The organism is Pseudomonas sp. MWU12-2319 (genome assembly GCF_023242525.1).
In the GTDB taxonomy this organism is placed as follows: Bacteria; Pseudomonadota; Gammaproteobacteria; order Pseudomonadales; family Pseudomonadaceae; genus Aquipseudomonas; species Aquipseudomonas gingeri_D.
Map to the genome: position 1 here is coordinate 298,551 of NZ_JALJES010000005.1, position 17,492 is coordinate 316,042.

Annotated in this window: 17 protein-coding genes, 1 tRNA gene and 1 pseudogene; 11 read left to right on the forward strand and 8 right to left on the reverse strand. The window is 56.4% G+C overall.

What is annotated here, in order from left to right:
- Positions 1 to 11: 11 nt before the first annotated feature.
- The gene (locus M5C01_RS11070; protein ID WP_152738025.1) at positions 12 to 854 is read right to left on the reverse strand and encodes a cache domain-containing protein; all 843 of its coding nucleotides are present in this window, start codon (positions 852 to 854) and stop codon (positions 12 to 14) included.
- A gap of 169 nt (positions 855 to 1,023) precedes the next feature.
- Between M5C01_RS11070 and M5C01_RS11075 the strand changes: the two genes are divergently transcribed.
- From M5C01_RS11075 to M5C01_RS11095, 5 genes are all read left to right on the forward strand, one after another.
- Entirely contained in the window at positions 1,024 to 2,514 is a 1,491-nt protein-coding gene (locus M5C01_RS11075) for a sensor domain-containing diguanylate cyclase (protein ID WP_152738022.1), read from the forward strand.
- Positions 2,507 to 2,725: a cysteine-rich CWC family protein gene (locus M5C01_RS11080; RefSeq protein ID WP_152738019.1), complete on the forward strand. Its 219-nt coding sequence runs from the start codon at positions 2,507 to 2,509 to the stop codon at positions 2,723 to 2,725. The genes M5C01_RS11075 and M5C01_RS11080 overlap by 8 nt, the downstream gene beginning before the upstream one ends.
- 34 nt (positions 2,726 to 2,759) lie before the next feature.
- On the forward strand, positions 2,760 to 3,452 hold the full coding sequence (locus M5C01_RS11085) for a pseudouridine synthase (RefSeq protein WP_103496358.1): 693 nt from the start codon (positions 2,760 to 2,762) through the stop codon (positions 3,450 to 3,452).
- 316 nt (positions 3,453 to 3,768) lie between these two features.
- The gene (locus M5C01_RS11090) at positions 3,769 to 4,656 is read left to right on the forward strand and encodes an alpha/beta hydrolase (protein WP_152738016.1); all 888 of its coding nucleotides are present in this window, start codon (positions 3,769 to 3,771) and stop codon (positions 4,654 to 4,656) included.
- A 282-nt stretch (positions 4,657 to 4,938) separates the two neighbouring features.
- Positions 4,939 to 5,012: transfer RNA gene (locus tag M5C01_RS11095), tRNA-Gly, on the forward strand.
- 101 nt (positions 5,013 to 5,113) lie between these two features.
- Here M5C01_RS11095 and M5C01_RS11100 read toward each other — a convergent pair.
- Positions 5,114 to 6,307, reverse strand: a complete 1,194-nt coding sequence (locus M5C01_RS11100; protein ID WP_152738013.1) for a cystathionine beta-lyase — start codon at positions 6,305 to 6,307, stop codon at positions 5,114 to 5,116.
- A gap of 98 nt (positions 6,308 to 6,405) precedes the next feature.
- On the opposite strand from M5C01_RS11100, the gene M5C01_RS11105 reads away from it, so the two are divergent.
- Positions 6,406 to 6,903: an Lrp/AsnC family transcriptional regulator gene (locus M5C01_RS11105; RefSeq protein ID WP_152738010.1), complete on the forward strand. Its 498-nt coding sequence runs from the start codon at positions 6,406 to 6,408 to the stop codon at positions 6,901 to 6,903.
- 83 nt (positions 6,904 to 6,986) lie between these two features.
- Here the strand turns inward: M5C01_RS11105 and M5C01_RS11110 are convergent, their stop codons facing one another.
- Entirely contained in the window at positions 6,987 to 8,360 is a 1,374-nt protein-coding gene (locus M5C01_RS11110) for an amino acid permease (protein ID WP_152738006.1), read from the reverse strand.
- 559 nt (positions 8,361 to 8,919) lie between these two features.
- Here M5C01_RS11110 and M5C01_RS11115 point away from each other — a divergent pair.
- On the forward strand, positions 8,920 to 9,465 hold the full coding sequence (locus tag M5C01_RS11115; protein ID WP_177099892.1) for a hypothetical protein: 546 nt from the start codon (positions 8,920 to 8,922) through the stop codon (positions 9,463 to 9,465).
- A 37-nt stretch (positions 9,466 to 9,502) separates the two neighbouring features.
- Here M5C01_RS11115 and M5C01_RS11120 read toward each other — a convergent pair whose 3' ends face one another.
- The 3 genes from M5C01_RS11120 to M5C01_RS11130 form a co-directional block, all read right to left on the reverse strand.
- Entirely contained in the window at positions 9,503 to 10,138 is a 636-nt protein-coding gene (locus tag M5C01_RS11120) for a hypothetical protein (RefSeq protein ID WP_152738001.1), read from the reverse strand.
- A gap of 189 nt (positions 10,139 to 10,327) precedes the next feature.
- Positions 10,328 to 11,416, reverse strand: coding sequence for a polyamine ABC transporter substrate-binding protein (locus tag M5C01_RS11125; RefSeq protein ID WP_152737998.1), 1,089 nt, complete (start codon positions 11,414 to 11,416; stop codon positions 10,328 to 10,330).
- Positions 11,417 to 11,465: 49 nt separating this feature from the next.
- Entirely contained in the window at positions 11,466 to 12,764 is a 1,299-nt protein-coding gene (locus tag M5C01_RS11130) for an FAD-binding oxidoreductase (protein WP_152737995.1), read from the reverse strand.
- A gap of 135 nt (positions 12,765 to 12,899) precedes the next feature.
- On the opposite strand from M5C01_RS11130, the gene M5C01_RS11135 reads away from it, so the two are divergent.
- Together M5C01_RS11135 and M5C01_RS11140 are read left to right on the forward strand one after the other, a co-directional pair.
- Positions 12,900 to 13,823, forward strand: coding sequence for a LysR substrate-binding domain-containing protein (locus tag M5C01_RS11135; RefSeq protein WP_152737992.1), 924 nt, complete (start codon positions 12,900 to 12,902; stop codon positions 13,821 to 13,823).
- A gap of 126 nt (positions 13,824 to 13,949) precedes the next feature.
- Positions 13,950 to 14,813, forward strand: coding sequence for a LysR family transcriptional regulator (locus M5C01_RS11140; RefSeq protein WP_152737990.1), 864 nt, complete (start codon positions 13,950 to 13,952; stop codon positions 14,811 to 14,813).
- On the opposite strand, the gene M5C01_RS11145 is transcribed toward M5C01_RS11140, so the two are convergent.
- Together M5C01_RS11145 and M5C01_RS11150 are read right to left on the reverse strand one after the other, a co-directional pair.
- The gene (locus tag M5C01_RS11145) at positions 14,814 to 15,938 is read right to left on the reverse strand and encodes an HPP family protein (protein WP_152737987.1); all 1,125 of its coding nucleotides are present in this window, start codon (positions 15,936 to 15,938) and stop codon (positions 14,814 to 14,816) included. It abuts the gene before it with no gap.
- A gap of 343 nt (positions 15,939 to 16,281) precedes the next feature.
- Positions 16,282 to 16,659: pseudogene (locus M5C01_RS11150) on the reverse strand (type I restriction endonuclease); the annotation flags it as partial.
- Between the two features lie 192 nt (positions 16,660 to 16,851).
- On the opposite strand from M5C01_RS11150, the gene M5C01_RS11155 reads away from it, so the two are divergent.
- Together M5C01_RS11155 and M5C01_RS11160 are read left to right on the forward strand one after the other, a co-directional pair.
- Entirely contained in the window at positions 16,852 to 17,175 is a 324-nt protein-coding gene (locus M5C01_RS11155; protein WP_152737981.1) for a type II toxin-antitoxin system RelE/ParE family toxin, read from the forward strand.
- A complete protein-coding gene (locus M5C01_RS11160) occupies positions 17,172 to 17,480 on the forward strand; it encodes an addiction module antidote protein (protein WP_152737978.1) in 309 nt (102 codons plus the stop codon). The genes M5C01_RS11155 and M5C01_RS11160 overlap by 4 nt, the downstream gene beginning before the upstream one ends.
- Positions 17,481 to 17,492 lie beyond the last annotated feature (12 nt).

Genomic DNA, 17,492 nt, shown 5'->3' on the forward strand with positions numbered 1-17,492 from the left:
GGTGGGGTCGGTCAAGGGCTGTAGTAGCCGACCGCCACCAGGTACTGCCCGACCCGCCTCAGGTAGGCATGCTTGTCTTCGATCTTTCCGGTCACCGGATTCTTCCAGCGATACTCATACTCTGCGCGCTCCTGCTTGGCCATCAGCGCCAGGATCGGCTCCCCCACCGGTTTGCCGTCGGGGTCCCTGATCTTGCTGAAGTCGGTGTTCACCAGTCGCAGGTTGGTCCCGTGGGCCAGGTAACGATGGGTTTTCAGGTCCACCACGAAGACATACAGGTCGTCCTCCAGGAAACCCAGTGCATTGATCGACTCGAGCGTGGCCTGCTTGTCCTTGCCCAGATCGGTCGCCACCCTGGCCAGCAAGGCTTCGGCCTGCTGCGGCGAGGCTCGGGGCAGGTAATAACCGACCGCGAGGATGCGCTCACCGACCCGCTGGAAAAACACCCGCTTGCGCTCGACCTTGCCATCATTCCAGTTCTGCCAGCGATACTCGGCCTCGTGGATGCCGCTGCCTTCCGGGGTCTTGAGCGTGTCCTTGAATGCCTTGCGCAAATCCAGGCCCAGGGCCTCGGATACGTCGTGCCCGATCAACGCTGAAGACGGCCCACCGCTGGCCAGCATCACCCCTCGGGTGTCGACCACAAACACATAGCGGTCCTGATCGACGAACTCGCCCTGGCGACTGAACGCCGCGAATGCCTTGTCGCCCTGGTCGCGGTAATAAGCCACGGCCTTTTCCAACAGTGCCTTGGCCGCCGGCGCTTCATCCGCCGGTGCGGTCGCCGCCAGCGCCGACCCCAGGCACAGCAACATCAAACAGCCTGACAAGGCCCGTGTTAAAGCAAACCCCATGATGCAGCCCTCATTCGTGTTGGTCGCACAGGAGCGTAGACCGCCACCGCCTATACGGAAGCATTCAGCAAGCCGTGGTCGGGACGCCCGAACTCCCTGCAAAATGTGCAGGCATTTTTTATCCGTGCCACTAGAATGCGTCCATCGGGAACCCGCCTACGGAATCGTCATGCCGCTTCGCTCAGTACTCTACTCGCAACGCTCGCTGATCCTGACGCTGATCGCCCTGCTCGCCAGCGGTTTCCTCGCCACCTCCCTGCTCAGCTACTATGCCTCGCGCGCCTCGATCCGCGACGGTATCGTCAACACCGAACTGCCCCTGACCTCCGACACGGTCTACTCGGAAATCCAGAAGGACCTGGTCCGCCCGGTGCTGATTTCCTCGATGATGGCCCGCGACACCTTCATGCGTGACTGGGTGGTGGCCGGCGAACGCGACCCGCAGCAGATGACCCGCTACCTCAACGAGGTCATGACCCACTACGGCACCTACACCGCCTTCTTCATATCCGCCAGCAACCTGACCTACTACCAGGCCAAGGGCGTGTTGAAGAAAATCCGCATCGACGACCCCAACGACCTCTGGTATTTCCGCGTGCGGGACATGCAGGCGCCCTACGAGATCAATGTCGATCCGGACACCGCCAACAATAACCGCCTGACCTTCTTCATCAATTACAAGGTCTTCGACTACGACGAGCACTTTATCGGCGCGGCGGGTGTCGGCCTGACCGTGGACGCGGTGGTCAAGCTGATGGACAAGTACCAGCAGCGCTACCAGCGCAGCGTGTACTTCGTCGACACCTTCGGCCGCCTCGTACTGACCGGCGCCGACGGCGGCCCCGAAGGTGCCCGGGCCGGGCAGTCGCTGAACGACCTGGCGAGCATGAAGAACCTGCAGGCCAAGCTGCCCAAGCCCCACGATGGCAGCTACGAGTACACGGAGCCGGACGGCAAGGAGCACTTCCTCAATGTGCGCTTTATTCCAGAGCTGAATTGGTACCTGTTCGTCGACAAGCGCGAAGACGGCGCCCTCAGCGGGATTCGCCAGTCGCTGTACCTGAACCTGCTGATCTGCCTGGTGGTGACCCTGATCGTGCTGGCCCTGCTCAACCGCGTGATCCATCGCTACCAGCGCAAGATCCAGGCCCTGGCGACCCTCGATAGCCTCACCGGCCTGCCCAACCGCCGGGGCTTCGACCTGCTGGCGGCCCAGGCTTTGCACGAGGCTCACCGCGAACCCAAGCCGCTGACCGCGCTGCTGCTGGATCTGGATCACTTCAAGCAACTCAACGATAGCCACGGCCACCTTGCTGGCGATGCCGTACTGAGCGGATTTGCCCGGGACCTGGAAGGCTGCCTGCGTCAGTCGGAAATCATTTGCCGCTGGGGTGGCGAGGAATTCATTGTCCTGCTCAAGGACACCGACGGCGCCAATGCCCAACTGATCGCCGAGAAAATTCGCCAGCATATCGAACAACAACGCTACAGCTACAACAGCCAAAACCTGCAACTAACCGTCAGCATCGGCCTGACCTCGCTGCAACCTGACGACACCCTGCACAGCCTGCTGGCCCGGGCCGATCATGCGCTGTACCGGGCCAAACAGAGCGGACGCAACCGCGTCTGCAGCGACCTGTCGAAATCCGCCCATGAATGACCCCGGCCTCTGCCCGGCCTGCGGTGCACGCAATGACTGCACCCTGGCCGACCCGCGCACAGCCGACCGGCCCTGCTGGTGCTACAACGTCAGCATCGACCCGGCGATACTCGAAGCCTTGCCCGACGAACTGCGCAACGCCGCCTGCCTGTGTCCGCGTTGCGCGCAAGTAGACGAGCAACTGAAGGCGCCCCCAGCACCTGCGCCATAACCTAATATGCTCGCCCACCCCGAAGTTTTCAGCCATGCGCCTTGACCGTTTCCTCAGCAACCTGCCCCGCTTCAACCGCCAGCAGGTGCGCCTGTTGCTGGTGCAAAAACGAATCAAGGTCGACGGCCTGATCGTCGCCGATCCCCATCATGAAGTTCGCGAGTTCAGCCAGGTCGAGGTCGACGACGACGTGCTGCAGGCAGGCCGCCCGCCACGCTACTTCATGCTGCACAAACCCCAGGGCTGCGTCAGTGCCACCCGCGACCCGGAGCACCGCACCGTCCTCGACCTGATCGACGAACCCGAAGCCGCCGAGTTGCACATCGCCGGCCGCCTGGACTTCAACACCACCGGGCTGATGATCCTGACCAACGATGGCCAGTGGTCGCGCCGGCTGACCCAGCCGCAGACCAAACTGCCCAAGGTCTACTACGTGGAGACGGAGCAAATCATCGGCCCCGAGTACGCCGAAAGTTTCGCCCGTGGCCTGTATTTCGCCTTCGAAGACCTCACCACCCAGCCCGCCACGCTAGAGTTGCTCGGCCCGCGCAGCGCCCGGTTGAGCATCGTCGAAGGCCGTTATCACCAGGTCAAGCGCATGTTCGGCCACTTCGACAACAAGGTCCTGCGCCTGCACCGTGAAGCCATGGGGCCGCTGGTGCTGGATGAACAACTGGCCCCGGGACAATACCGCCCGCTACGCAGCGAAGAAATCGACCGGATCTGAGCGCGACGACGACCGCTGAGCAGAAGTCACCGAGTTATGACAAATCGTTCCTTGCACAATCGGCACATGCCTGCTTGAATCAGACCGTCAGCCAAAATATGACTGACGAGTCACATGACTATTCCAAGAAACTCTTTGTCGGCTGCGAGGCCCACCGGCTCTCGCTCTCCGGCAGATTGCCCGCCTATAACAATACCCGTCGGCCAGGCTTCAACGGACCGACATGGGCCTGCAACATTCCAGGCGAATGCCTACCTGTCATATAGCTCGTGCACAGTTCGTTGCGCGCATACCCGCTTGCCAGGAGTCTTTTGACATGAGGCCAGAAATTGCTGTGTTGGATATACAGGGGCAGTATCGGGTTTACACGGAGTTCTATCGCGCAGATGCCGCAGAAAAGACCATCATCCTGGTCAACGGCTCGATGGCCACCACTGCGTCGTTTGCACAGACAGTGAAGAACCTGCACCCGCAATATAACGTCGTGTGCTACGACCAGCCCTACGCGGGCAAGTCCAAGGCCCACAACCGTCACGAGAAAATGCTGACCAAGGAAGTCGAAGGGCAGATCCTCCTGGAGTTGATCGACCACTTCGCCGCCGAGCACGTGATGTCCTTTTCCTGGGGCAGTGCGGCGACCCTGGTGGCCCTGGCGCATCAGCCACGGCGGATCGAAAAGGCGGTGATCAGTTCCTTCTCGCCGGTGCTCAGCGAACCGATGCGCGACTATCTGGAACGGGGCGTCGGCTACCTCCGCGCCTGCGACCGCGACCGCATGGGCCACCTGGTCAACAGCACCATCGGCAAGCATTTGCCGTCGCTGTTCAAGCGCTACAACTACCGGCATGTCAGCAGCCTGGCCGAGCATGAATACGAGCAGATGCACTTCCATATCGGCCATGTGCTCAACAGTGACCGGCTGTGCTACCTGACGGCAGCGAAACGAATCGAAGTACCGGTGCTGTTCATGAATGGCGAATGGGACGAATACACCTCGCCCAAGGATGCGCTGCAGTTTGGCCAGCATGTGCGCCACAGCCACTTCACCACGATCCGCAGCACCGGGCACTTTCTCGACATGGAACACAAGTCCGCCTGCCGCGACAGCCGTCATGCGTTGCTGGAGTTCCTCAAGCCGACGCACCAGGAAAGTCGATCGCGGTACTACCGACACGTTCAGGAGCACCATGCACAGGCCATGTGAACGTGGGCTATCGCGGGGTTGCCCAGTTCTGGCGAACGAACGCAAATCCCTCGATGAACGCAAATCCCTTGTAGGAGCCTGGCTTGCCAGCGAAGAGGCCCGAGTGGCCAGCAGAAGTCTCGCAGGCAAGTCCAGCACCGACAGGAGCCACGCTCGATCCTGCTGAAGGGTATTGGCCTTCCCGGCACTACCGCCGACCCGACGCCCGCGTTAAAACACAGATTTCCAAAGAAAAACTTCAAATCCCCGGCCACATCTGGTACAAAGTCAGCCGTTCTATCTGCGGGTATAGTTTAGTGGCAAAACGAAAGCTTCCCAAGCTTTAGTTGAGGGTTCGATTCCCTCTACCCGCTCCAATCAAATCCAGTCCGACGTTGCTGAACAGCGCGACGAAGACAAAAAACCGGCCCTCAGTGGCCGGTTTTTTTATGGGTGGGATTGCGCCAGGCCGTCAAAATCAACGCCTCATACCCGCGCAACTGCCTGCTGATCTGATGGTTTCCATTTTTTCCATTGCTTGCTTCAAGTCAGCGATCAGGTCAGCCGTGTCCTCCAGGCCCACATTGAGTCGTACCAATCGTCCGGCATAGTCTTTATTCGGCCGATCCAGCTTAGGGTAGACCAGAGCCAAACTGGTGACGCCGCCCCAACTCATTCCAATTTTAAACAGACGAAGTGCATCGACAAATTTTAGGACTTGATCGGCGGAGTATTCCTCACTGAACAAAACAGAGAATACACTTGCCGATCCGATAAAATCCCGGATCCAATACTCATGTCCGGGACACGATGGAAAAGCAGGGTGAAATACTGTTTGAATCACCTGGTTTCTATCGAGCCACTCTGCGATTTCAATCGTCGACTTCTCTAGGTGCGCCATACGAATACCTAGGGTTTGAAGCCCACGCAAGGCCAGACTGCAATCATCAGGAGATACCGCCAAACCCAGCTGCTTAAAGCTGCTCCCCACCTCCATTTTCGTTCGTTCATCACGGACAGAAACGCTGCCCAAAAGCAGATCACTGTGCCCACCGACATACTTGGTAAGTGCTTGCACGCTAATATTGACACCCTGAGCAAAGGCATCGAACAATATTCCTGCGGAATAAGTATTATCGATGGCGACAGGCACACCAAGGGCACTAGCCGCCTTGCAAATGCCCGGGATGTCTTGAACCTCCATTGTGACGGACCCTGGACTCTCCGTCCAAATCAAGGCTGTCTCAGGCCGGATGAGTTCTGCGATGCCCTCTCCGATCAATGGATCATAAAATTCTACATGTACACCGAACCTTTTCAGAAGCCCGCTGGCCATTTCTTTATTTGGCCCATATGCATTGTAAGGCACTAACACATGGCTGCCCGCCTGGCAGGTAGCAAAATAGACAAGTGCGATTGCTGCTTGACCGCCAGGTACCACGAAGGTGTGATAAGCATTCTCCAGTTGGCAAATGCGTGCACCGAGTTCCAGTGCAGTTGGAGTACCATAAAGACCATAAGTATAACGATCGTCGTGCTGTTCCCAATGATCGACAACGTCAGCTTGGCGTTCGAAGAGAACAGTCGAGCCTCGATAGGTTGGAACAGTTAACGACTTAAACCCTTTTGGCGCGAGCGTTTGTGGCTGGACAAGCTTTGTGTGCCAATGCATAAAAACTCCTTCAGATTCACCTGTGTCAGTGGTAATTTATTACGTCAAAGCATATAAGTGCTATCATTTTTAGACGGAAAAACGGGAAGTATTTTCATATGAAAGTTGATACTACGCTGGATACATTTGATCTGGCTCTTCTGGACATCCTCCAAAGGGACAACACTATGCCTCTACGCAAACTTTCCGAACAGGTCCACCGCTCCTCCGCTTCCATCCAACGACGTATTCAGCGTCTACAAAAAATCGGGGTAATTTGCGCCAACACGGCGGTCATCAATCCGACCAAGGTGGGCCAAATAATAACCCTGGTGGTCGAGGTTCATGCCGACCGGACACAAGCCACAGATTTAAACGTGATGAAGGTTTCTTTCTCCGGCCCGGAAATCCAACAGTGCTATTACGTCACCGGCGATGCGGATTTCTTATTAGTTCTCACCGTCGCCGACATGGGAGAATTTCAAGAAATCGCCCAACGCCTTTTCTACAACAACCCGAATGTAAAATGGTTTCGAACCATCGTCGTTATGGATCGTGTTAAAGCCACATTGGATGTGCGAGTATTGGAAACCCCCACCCCAAACGGGGATCGGTAGTACGAAACACATTTCTCCACATCAACAACAATGGCGTAATTTTATTTACGCCATTGCTCGCAGCCGACAAACCCCACGTTTACTTAACCACGCTGCGTGCTCTCAACGCTGAGCGAATCGACTTTATGGTGACCGCAGGCAAAATACACAACAGTCATAATAAACAGCCAAATAGGCCCTACTATCACCGCCACCCGTGTATCGGCCTGGAAGAACATCACCACGAAAATCAGCAGGAGAAACCCAATGGCAAATATAGATCCAAAGGGAAATAATGGCGCCCTGAACTTGCCATTCGGCAGAGCGAAGTATTTTTTGTAACGATAGTGCGACACCAAAATCACGCCCCACGTCCAGATCGCACCAAATGTAGCTATGGCTGTCATCCATACAAAAACGCTTTCTGGTGCAAAGTAATTTAGAAAGCCCCCCACGACCAGCGTCAGAATCGAAACCAATACCGCGTTTACAGGTATACCTGCCTTATTCACTTTCTGCATCCAGACAGGCGCTTGCCCTTGCTCTGACAAATTAAAAAGCATGCGACCGTTACTAAACAGACCCGCGTTAAGCGCAGATAACGCAGTCGTCAACAATGCAAAATTGACTATTCCCGCAGCGGAAGGAATCCCCATTTTATCGAAGACCATCACAAACGGGCTGCTGGAACTGGTAATTTCCGTCCACGGAATGACAGCCAAAATAACGATCAACGTACCAACATAAAAAAATAGCACCCGCCAGAAAATAGTATTTACGGCTCGAGCGAGCGACACCTCCGGATTTTTTGCCTCGCCCGCGGTCGTGCCAATAATTTCAATCCCCACGTAGGCAAACCCAACCATTGGAAGCGCTAGAAGCCAGCCCATCCCTCCGTTAGGGAAGAATCCACCGTGACTCCAGATATTGGAAATTCCTACCGCGACACCACTATTCCCCACTCCCCAAAAAATCATGCTTATGCCCAACGCCAGCATGACGAAAACGGTGACAATTTTTATGAGACAGACCCAGAACTCAAACTCGCCAAAGGCCTTGATCGCAATCAAATTGAAAGGAGGCATAATAATCAGCGCGGAAAACGCCCAGACCCAGCTTGGAACACTTGGATACCACGCCTTCATATACAGAGATATTGCTGAGAGCTCGGCCATACCGTCAGCCGCCCAGAGAAACCAGTAGGTCCACCCGGTTATAAAACCCGCCAGCGGCCCAATATATATATGTGCATAGCGGCTGAATGATCCTGCCACAGGATTGGCCACGGCCATCTCCCCAAGTGCGCGAATGACAAACAGTATCGCCGCGCCGCACAGCGCATAAGCAAGAACAATAGAAGGGCCAGCCGCTTCAATGGCGTTTGCCGACCCCAAAAACAGGCCAACCCCAATAGCAGAGCCTACAGCGATCATATTTATATGCCGCTGACTGAGCCCACGTTTAAGTTCGGTAGTCATTACCACCTCCTGATTTATTATTGTTTATCAAGGTATTTTGCAAGCCAAAAGTCAGCCATCCATGGTGGGTAGAACCACAAAAGTACAAAGCATTCAACTTGAACCCGCTTTATAGGGGCAATACTTGCCTGCAACGCAAAATCTGGCGTGATTTAGTTTGGTCTAGAAAAGCATCCAGAATCGTGTTTTCTATCCATTCGAAAGGTCCGTACAAAATCTATTATAAGCGGCGTGATATGTGTCCCCGTTTTTCAGGCCGCCCGTGAGAAATTTTCTCACCTTGCGGCCACCGCCTACGAAAACACCGACAACCTCACCGGCCCCCATCGCAAGGTGGCGATGGGCGTGGTGCATCTGATCGAGCTGGCTCAACGGCAGGTGGATTCGCTGCCGGAAGAGGAACCACCAGCAATCACAAACTGATGGGAACAGGTAGGCAGAAAAAGGGGAGCTCAGCTCCCCTTTCCTTCCTTTTCTCCACCCAAAGCTGAAACATGGTTGATAGCTATAGGCCATCAAACGATAATCCGGCCTCCCTACACTCACGCAAGGATATGCCGTGAAGAAGTCCCTTCTGTTGGTTCCATTGTTCGCACTGCTGCTGCAAGGTTGTGGCGTGACCATGACCCGCTACGAACCGAGCTACGAAAACGTCCAACAGCTTAAGCAAACCCCACCGCTGCAACCCATCAGCAATACCCAGGTGAAGGCGGCCCCCGGCCAGGACTCACTGACGGTCCGGGCTAACCCAATCCGCTCGCCGAGTGGCAGCATCCCCTTGCATATCCAGGACGCGATCAACGAAGAGTTGCGCAAAGCCGGCTTGCTGGACCCTCAAGCGGAGCGGCACCTGAATGTATTGCTGGTCAAGAATGAGCTGACGGCCGGAGCCAGTACCGGTACAGGCCTACTCTCTGCTCGCTTTACCTTGCTTAAAGGCAATGAGGTGGTCTATGACGCGACCAAGGACGTGAATCACGAGTGGAGCAGCAATTTTATCGGAGCCATTGCGATTCCGAACGCCGCCAATGCCTACAATCCGATGGTGCGTGATTTGCTGAAAGCCTTGTACAGCGATCCGCAGTTCATTCAGGCCTTGAAGTAAGGCAAAAAAAAGGGCCGCTATTGCGGCCCTTGGTTTATCAGGCGCGTGGTACGCCGGAATCAAGTGCCGAGTATTTCAGGCTATTGCTCTCGACCATTTGCTTGAGCAGCGCATTGACCTGGCGGCTGAAGGTGTCGCTGATCGCCGCTTTCGGAGTGTTGCCCATCAAAGGCACAAACCAGATCCCCATCCAGGTATTGATCGAGTCATGGTTGCTCCCATTGCTGACTGCCAGCCCTTGCTGGTCAACCGCTTCGAGACTCATGGTGTATTGATCGGTCGCCATTGCCGGAATGATCATAAGGCTGAGGCCACTGATAAAGCCCATGACCAGTTGGCCACCACCCGCCGGATGGTTGTAAACCTTGAGGTGCAGGTTGTAATCACCAGGCTGCTTCTGGAACTCATCCAGCGTGACCCGCCCAAAGAGCCCGGAATCGTTCAGCACTTTTTGCAGTTCAGGCTTGAGCATGTCGCGCGCCTGTGGAACTTCAACGGCGGAAGCGCTTTTTGGCACACCTTGGTAGAACTTGAAGTCCACATAGACATTCGGCTTGTTCGAATAGCTGGACATCGACGGCATCTTCACCGGAGCCACTTCGTCCTTGGTGAAGCTGGCGCAACCACTCAATCCCAGCACCAGGGCCAAGCCCAGAATTTTTCCAATTTGCATGACGACTTCCCTAATTGATGGCATAGCGCCTCCATGGCCGGAGCGCGGAGCGGATTCTAGAGAGTCACCAGTAATAACAAAAGGCCATACTCGAAAAAGTTGACCGAAAATCGGGAAAAGGCGGAGGAAAGAAAGCCACTACCCTGGTGCCAACCACCAGGGCGTACTCAAGCTGTTGCAGGGACTAGATCATGTCCCACTGGTAACCCGCGTCCACAGACGAGTACTCAGGCGCATCCCCGCAGGCGACATGGTCTTGATGGTGAACAGGGTATCGAGCACCGAAGGCGCTGGGTACGCCGCGGGATTGTTGCGCAGTTCCGGTTCGATGTATGGCAGCGATGCAAGGTTGCCGTTGGGGTACTGCACGGCATTGCTGATATTGGCGATTACCTTCGGGTCCAGCAGGTAGTTCATATAGGTGTAGGCGTTATCCAGATGCGGTGCGCCCTTGGGAATCACCACCATGTCCACCGCCACGGTCGAACCTTCCCTGGGAATGCTGTAGCCGAGGTTCACCCCACTCTTGGCCTGCTTGGCAGTGGCCATGGCCTGCAACACGTCGCCGCTGAAACCGATGGCCACGCAGATATTGCCGTTGGCCAGGTCGCTGACATATTTGGACTGATGGAAATACAGGATCGACGGACGAATCGCCAGCAGCGCCGCCTCGGCGCGTTTCAGATCCACCGGTTGCTCGCTGTGGGGATCAAGCCCAAGAGCGTTGAGGGTGATCGGCACCATCTGCGTCGGGTTATCGAGAAAGGCCACGCCACACTGCTTGAGCTTTTCGATGTTCTCCGGCTTGAACAGCATCTGCCAGGATTGGGTGATATCGGTGTTGCCGAAGATCGCCTTGATCTTGTCGACGTTATAGCCGATGCCCGTCGTCACCCACATATAGGGAATCGCGTAGCGGTTGCCCGGATCGCTGGCCTCCAGGATCTTCATCAACTTCGGATCGAGGTTTTTCCAGTTCGGCAGTTTGCTCCGGTCCAGCGGCTGGATCGCCTCGGCATGGATCAACCGCGGCAGGAAGTGGTTGGACGGGCTGACTAGATCATAACCACTGCCACCCGTCATCAACTTGGCTTCGGTGGTTTCGTTGCTGTCGATCACATCGTAAGTCGTCTGGACCCCGGTCTGAGCGGTGAAGTTGGTCAGGGTGTCGGGAGCGATGTAACCACTCCAGTTGGCGATACTGACGGACTCTGCCGCCTGCACTCCCCCCGCCGACAAAGCCAGGGTTAACAGTGCCGTGGTTGTGCGCTTGATCATGATGCCGCCCTCTCTTGTTTTAGTATTGCAGCGAACCTCGCCGCGACGGTTAACGCTCGTGCCGGGCGCGCCGGACTTCCCAGCCCATGCGCACTGTCGCACCGATATCGAACAGCGGTCGCGGCGGCAGGTAGCCGGGCCGGGCCTGGGCCAGCACATCGCGGAGCACCGGGGAGTCGCCGCCAGCGGCCATTTCCACCAGCAAGCGCCCCCACAACGTGCCACGCGCAACCCCGGAGCCATTGCAGCCGGACACCCCGTGCAGGCGCTCGGCGATACGACTGAAATACGGTTCGCCGGAACGGGTGGCACTCAGGTGCCCGGTCCAGGTGTGCTGCATATCCGCCGAAGTAATGCCGGGAAAACGTTTCTGCAGTCCCAGCAGATGCTGGTACTGCCGAGCCGCCAAGTCGGTGCTATCGAGGTCGCGCTGGCGATATTCGACGGTGTTGCGAATCAACAGGCGGCGGCCCGGCAACAGGCGCACCGTGGCCCCGCCCGGCAGGGTCGAGAGCACGCCCCAGCCCTGATCGTCGAGGAGCGTTTTCCAGCGCTCCTCGGTCAGGGGCCGAGTGATACTCGCGCTCAGTTCCAAGGCAAAAGTGCGGCTGCGGTGCAGACCGACCCGAGGCAGGAAGGCCCCGACGCAGACCAGCACTTGCGCGGCGGTGATTTCTCCTCCAGCGGTCTGCGCCCGCCAGCCCTTGCCGGCAATCGGTTGCAGGTCGTCGACACTGCTGTGCTCGTACACCTCGACCTGGGCCGGCAGCCGATCCAACAGGCCTTTGACATACTTGGCCGGCTGCAACAGGCCGTTGCCGCCGCAATGGATGGCTCGCTGGTAGAAGCCGCTGCCCAGGCGTTGCTGCAACGCTTCGCCCTCCAGGCACACAGCACTGGCACCCACGGCATTGAGAGTGTCCACGCGTAGCTCGCTGTGATCCAAATGCTGTGGCTGGTGAACCGCAAAATGGTAGCCGGCGTCGCTGAATTCACACTCGATATCGAGCTCGGCAATCCGCTGGCGCACCTCCTTGCCAGCGACGACGCCAATCCGCGAAGCGAGTTGATAGCCGTCATGGCCGGGCTGGCCGATCAGTTCATCGAGCGAGGGCAATTCATGGCTGACGACAAACCCCGAATTACGTGCCGATGCCCCCTGGGCCGCACGCTGACGATCGAGCAGCACAATGCGCTGCTGGGGAAACATCTGCGCCAGGCTATGGGCGGCCGAAAGACCGGTAATGCCACCACCGATAATCAGCCAGTCGGTTTTCTGCGAGCCTGTCAGCTTTGGCCGCTGGGGCGATTCACCCGCCAGGGCGATCCAGCCACATACATTGTTCAATGCCTGCCACTCCTTCACAATCCATGCGCTCAAGGCATTGCTGTCATCACCCTGGCCGCGCTACATACCTACAATCTAAGAAGATCAAAGCCAGGTTACGAACGTTATTAATTCATCCATCTATGCTGGTAACGCATGAATAAACCACTTCGCCTTCCGTCCTTGCAGGCTCTGCAGACATTGGTCCATGTGGCCGAGACCAACAGCTTCACTGATGCCGCGACGCGCCTGCACCTGACCCAGAGCGCAGTGAGCCGGCAGATTCAGCAGTTGGAAGAGCATTACGCCGTGCCCTTGTTCGAGCGCACCAGCCGTCGGGTGTCCCTCACCAAACAGGGCCGGGACGTGCTTGATGTGGCGTTGGAAGTGCTCAGGTCCCTGGGTGCCCTGCAAGAGCGCCTGACCCCGGCACCACTGGACCGCCCCTTTCGCATCCGCATCTTTGTGTCCCTGGCGGTGCGTTGGCTGCTGCCTCGGCTCAGCGCTTTTTATGCCGCCAACCCAGCACTGAGCCTGTCCATAGAAACCGTGGGCTTTGAAGCCATGGACCTGGAAAACGCGGAGCTGGGCGGCGATTGCGATGCTTACGTGGTGTATTTGCCCAAGGGGCTGGATGAACCGGCACTGACCCCCCTGTTCGACGAGTACCTGATTCCGGTGTGCGCGCCACGGCTGGAAGGCAACCTGGCACCGCCCGCGTCACTCGATGAATTGGCCGGACATGCGCTGATTCACGGTTCACCCCATGGCCAGGAATGGAGCACCTGGTTGCAAGCCCAGCCCGATCGGCCGACGCATACCTACAAGAACATCCTCTTCAACCTCGACGACCTGGCGCTGAACGCCGCAGCCCGTGGGCTGGGTGTGGCCATGACCGACCTGATCCTGGCCCGGGACGCCATCGACCGTGGCAGCCTGATCGTGCCCTTCGGCGAACCGCTGAAAACCGGTGGCGTCTACGCCCTCAAGCTGCGCGACAACCGCGCCGCGCACCCGGCCTGCAAGGCGGTCTTGAGTTGGTTCGAAGCCCAGATCGAGCAGCGGGATTGTCCGAAATGAACGCCCCTTCTCCAGCGGGCAACATGCTCTGGCGAGCACACGCCAGCGATCGGCAAACCGCCCTCTGGCCAACCTTTACAAGGCCCGCCCCGCGTGGCTCCATAACGTATTTTTTGGCGCATGAACATGGATATCGAGCTGGCTAAAACCTTCCTGGAAATCGTCAGATGCGGCAGTCTGATTGCCGCCGCGCAGCGATTGCATGTCACCCAGACGGCGATCACCGCACGCGTGCAAAAGCTGGAAAGCAGCCTCAACAGCAAGTTATTTGTGCGCAATAAAGCGGGGGCCAAACTGACCGCGGACGGGGAAGCCTTCGTTGTCTATGCCAACCAGTTGGTGCAAACCTGGGAGGCCGCAGTCAGGGATTTACCCCTGCCCGAAGGTTTCCATAAAATATTGCATATCGGTGGCGAAGTCAGTTTATGTAATCCGCTTATTCTGGATTGGGTGCGCGAGATCCAGAAATCAATACCGACCCATGCCATCAAAACCGAGATCAGGGACGGCTCAATGCTATTGCGGCAATTGGAGCTCGGCCTTTTAGATGCGGCCCTGGTTTATCAACCGGCCTACTGGCCCGACCTGCAGGTCGAGCAGATTCTCGAAGAGAAATTGATACTGGTCCGCCTGATCGCCAAGCCTGAACCTTATGTCTACATTGATTGGGGCGATGGTTTTCGGCAATCCCATGATGCGGCCCTGCCGGAGAAGGCAAAGGCGGCGCTTTCCTTCAACCTGGGGCCCGTAGCCCTGCAATATATCCTCGACAATGGCGGGGCCGGCTACTTCAGGACCCGCGTCGTGCAATCCTATATTGAAAGCGGCATTCTTGAGCGCGTCAGCTCAGCGCCAGAATTCAGCTACCCGACCTTCCTGGTCTACTCCCGTAGCCGATCATCAACCGAACTGCAGCTTGCCATAAAACTATTGAAAGACATTGTCACTCGGGATAGCGATTGGTCTCAACGCTGGGACCCACTGATCTGACTAATGCAGGTGCACGATCAGATCGCGGTGCAAGGCCGCGATCAAGTCCGTCTGTGTGATCACCCCAACAAACACGTCATCTTGCAGGACCGGAATACAGTGCAAACCCTGCTTTGATAATAACGGTATCAGCTCAACCATGTGGGCCGTTGTCGTCACACAGGTCACGGGGGCATGCATGATGTCTTTCAACAAGGTTTTTTTCTTGCCCCCAAATACGCCTGACAACCCGCGACTCCGACGGGTTACCGGGTGCTTGATAATATCCGTCAGGCTGATAATGCCGACAATATGTTTTTCTTCATTCAACACCGGCAAGGTTTTGATGTGGTGGTGCATCAGGATCCGCACCGCCTCTTTAATAGTGGTTTCCGGCGTCCCTGACAGCACGTCCCTCGACATGATATGGGAAGCTTGAATATCCCCCATGCTCCGTCTTAAAGCGTGCTTTTCAGTGGATCGAATAATACTTTCCAGATCCTCTCTCGTAACGTCAACAAATCCGTCAATATCCGCCAGGGCTGCGTCCAGATCATCACTATTAAAACCTAGCCTCTCGAACGGAGGGATGTCCCTGGTGTGATTGATCTCCGCCGATGGATTGATATGGGCTTTAGGGTAACGGACCCCTGTCAGATTATTGAATACCAGCGCACACCCCAAGAGAACCCCGGCATTCAGCATCACAGGATAAAAAACCTCCGTCCCCAAGGGTGCCAAATCGGTTTGAGACAAGACCACACAGAGCGCCACTGCCCCACCGGGAGGATGCAGACAACGCAGCATGCACATGCCGCCAATAGCCAATCCTGCGGCGACACTGGCACTCAGAAATGAATGACCGAGTAGCGGCACTGCTATCAGCGCAGCCACCGTAGCGACAAAATAACTGCCGACGATAGACCAGGGCTGAGCCAGCGCGCCCGTAGAAACAGCGAACAATAAAACAGCCGATGCGCCGACGGGCCCTACAAGATGAAGCGTCAGCTCCAGCCCATAGAAGTATTGGCACACCAGGGCTGTCACAAGAACACCTGCACACGCCCCCACTGATGCGCGCAACCATTCTCCGGGCTTGGTATTCGAGGGTGCCGGATAAAAACCCGACAAAGCAGACTTGATCATTTTTCACACTGAATAAAAAAGGCTCATTAATATTAATGAGCCGGTGTACCGGGGGAGGCACGAAAAAGAGCATTCGTTGGAGTCAGGCCGATATTTTGGCAACGCTGGACGTGGTTGACAAACGCAAAATATTGCTATTTGAATTCATTTTTTTTGATATGAAACTCCATCCCTCATCTTTCCCACCACTTTTCGAGCGTACAGGCCCAGCCCCCTCCAGAAAACAAGATCAGACTGGCTACCGGGCGCTCAGGTGTAATCAGAACAAATCGTTCCGTTACCCCTGGCCGTGTAGGTAGGGTGTTTACAACTTTAATCGTCGCCGCCAATACCGGAACGGAAACGGCGCATCGAGATCAGTGAAAAATTTGTAGACCTGGCCGTTGGTCAGGATAGAAATCCGGGCACTGGTGACATGAAAATAACGAAACAGCTGAGAGGCATGATTGAGATTGAGCGATTCGCCGATTTTTTTGCATTCAATCCGAATCTGAACCTCCCCGTCTTTCATGATCTCGTAATCAATCTTCTCGCCTTTCTTCGTCCCCACATCACAGACAAACTCTGGCGTTACCTCATGCGGGTCGAAAACATCGTAGCCAAGAACGGTGTTGATAAAGGGCATGACAAAAGCGTTTTTGGTGGCCTCTTCAGTCTGAATGGCAGCCCCCTGAAGACGGACCTCGGCGGCGAGACTGGTGAGCTTTTCGAAGAACTCCATGAACGACCTCTGACCTGTTCAGATCCATTGACGGGGATGACGGCAAAGTGACCGCCCTCAGGGCCCGACCACACAAAACCCGCCGTAGAACAATCCCGAAACAGATCTCGCCTACCTCTCAAACATTGATTGCGAGAATCTACGACTCCCTCTCTTGACACGAAAGTAGCTTAAAAGCTACTTTAAAAGCCAATGAACGACATCGTCCATTATCTGAATGCCACGGGCCGAGACCTTTATCAGGATTGGCTGGATCGCCTGAAGGATAGAACCGCAAAGGCAAGGATTACCCTGCGCATCAACCGTATGGCCGCTGGGGCTTTCGGAGACTGCAAACCCGTCGGAAACGGGGTATGGGAGTTGCGTATCGACCACGGCCCCGGCTACCGGGTCTACTACGCAAAAGCGGGAAGGCAACTGGTTCTGCTGCTGTCCGGCGGCGACAAGCGCCAACAGCAAGCCGATATAGAACACGCTATCGAGTGCTGGCTCGATTACCAGCGGAGGGCAACATGAACAGATCGCGTAGCCATGATCAAAGTGTGATCGAGATGATTCGCAACGATCCTGCGTTTGCCGTCGAATACCTGCGGCTTGCCTTCGAAGAACTGGATGCAGACGGCGGTGAGGCCGGCTTTCTAACCGCATTGCGCCATGTGATCGAAGCACGCGGCGGCATGGCGGAAATTGCCGAAAAAACCGGCCTGTCTCGGGAAAGTCTCTATCGCTCACTCTCGCCAAAAGGCAATCCGACACTGCGCACAATGAAACGGGTTGTGCATGCCACAGGCCTGACATTTGCCTCCATCGCGGCAGCCTGAAAGAGCGTGGTC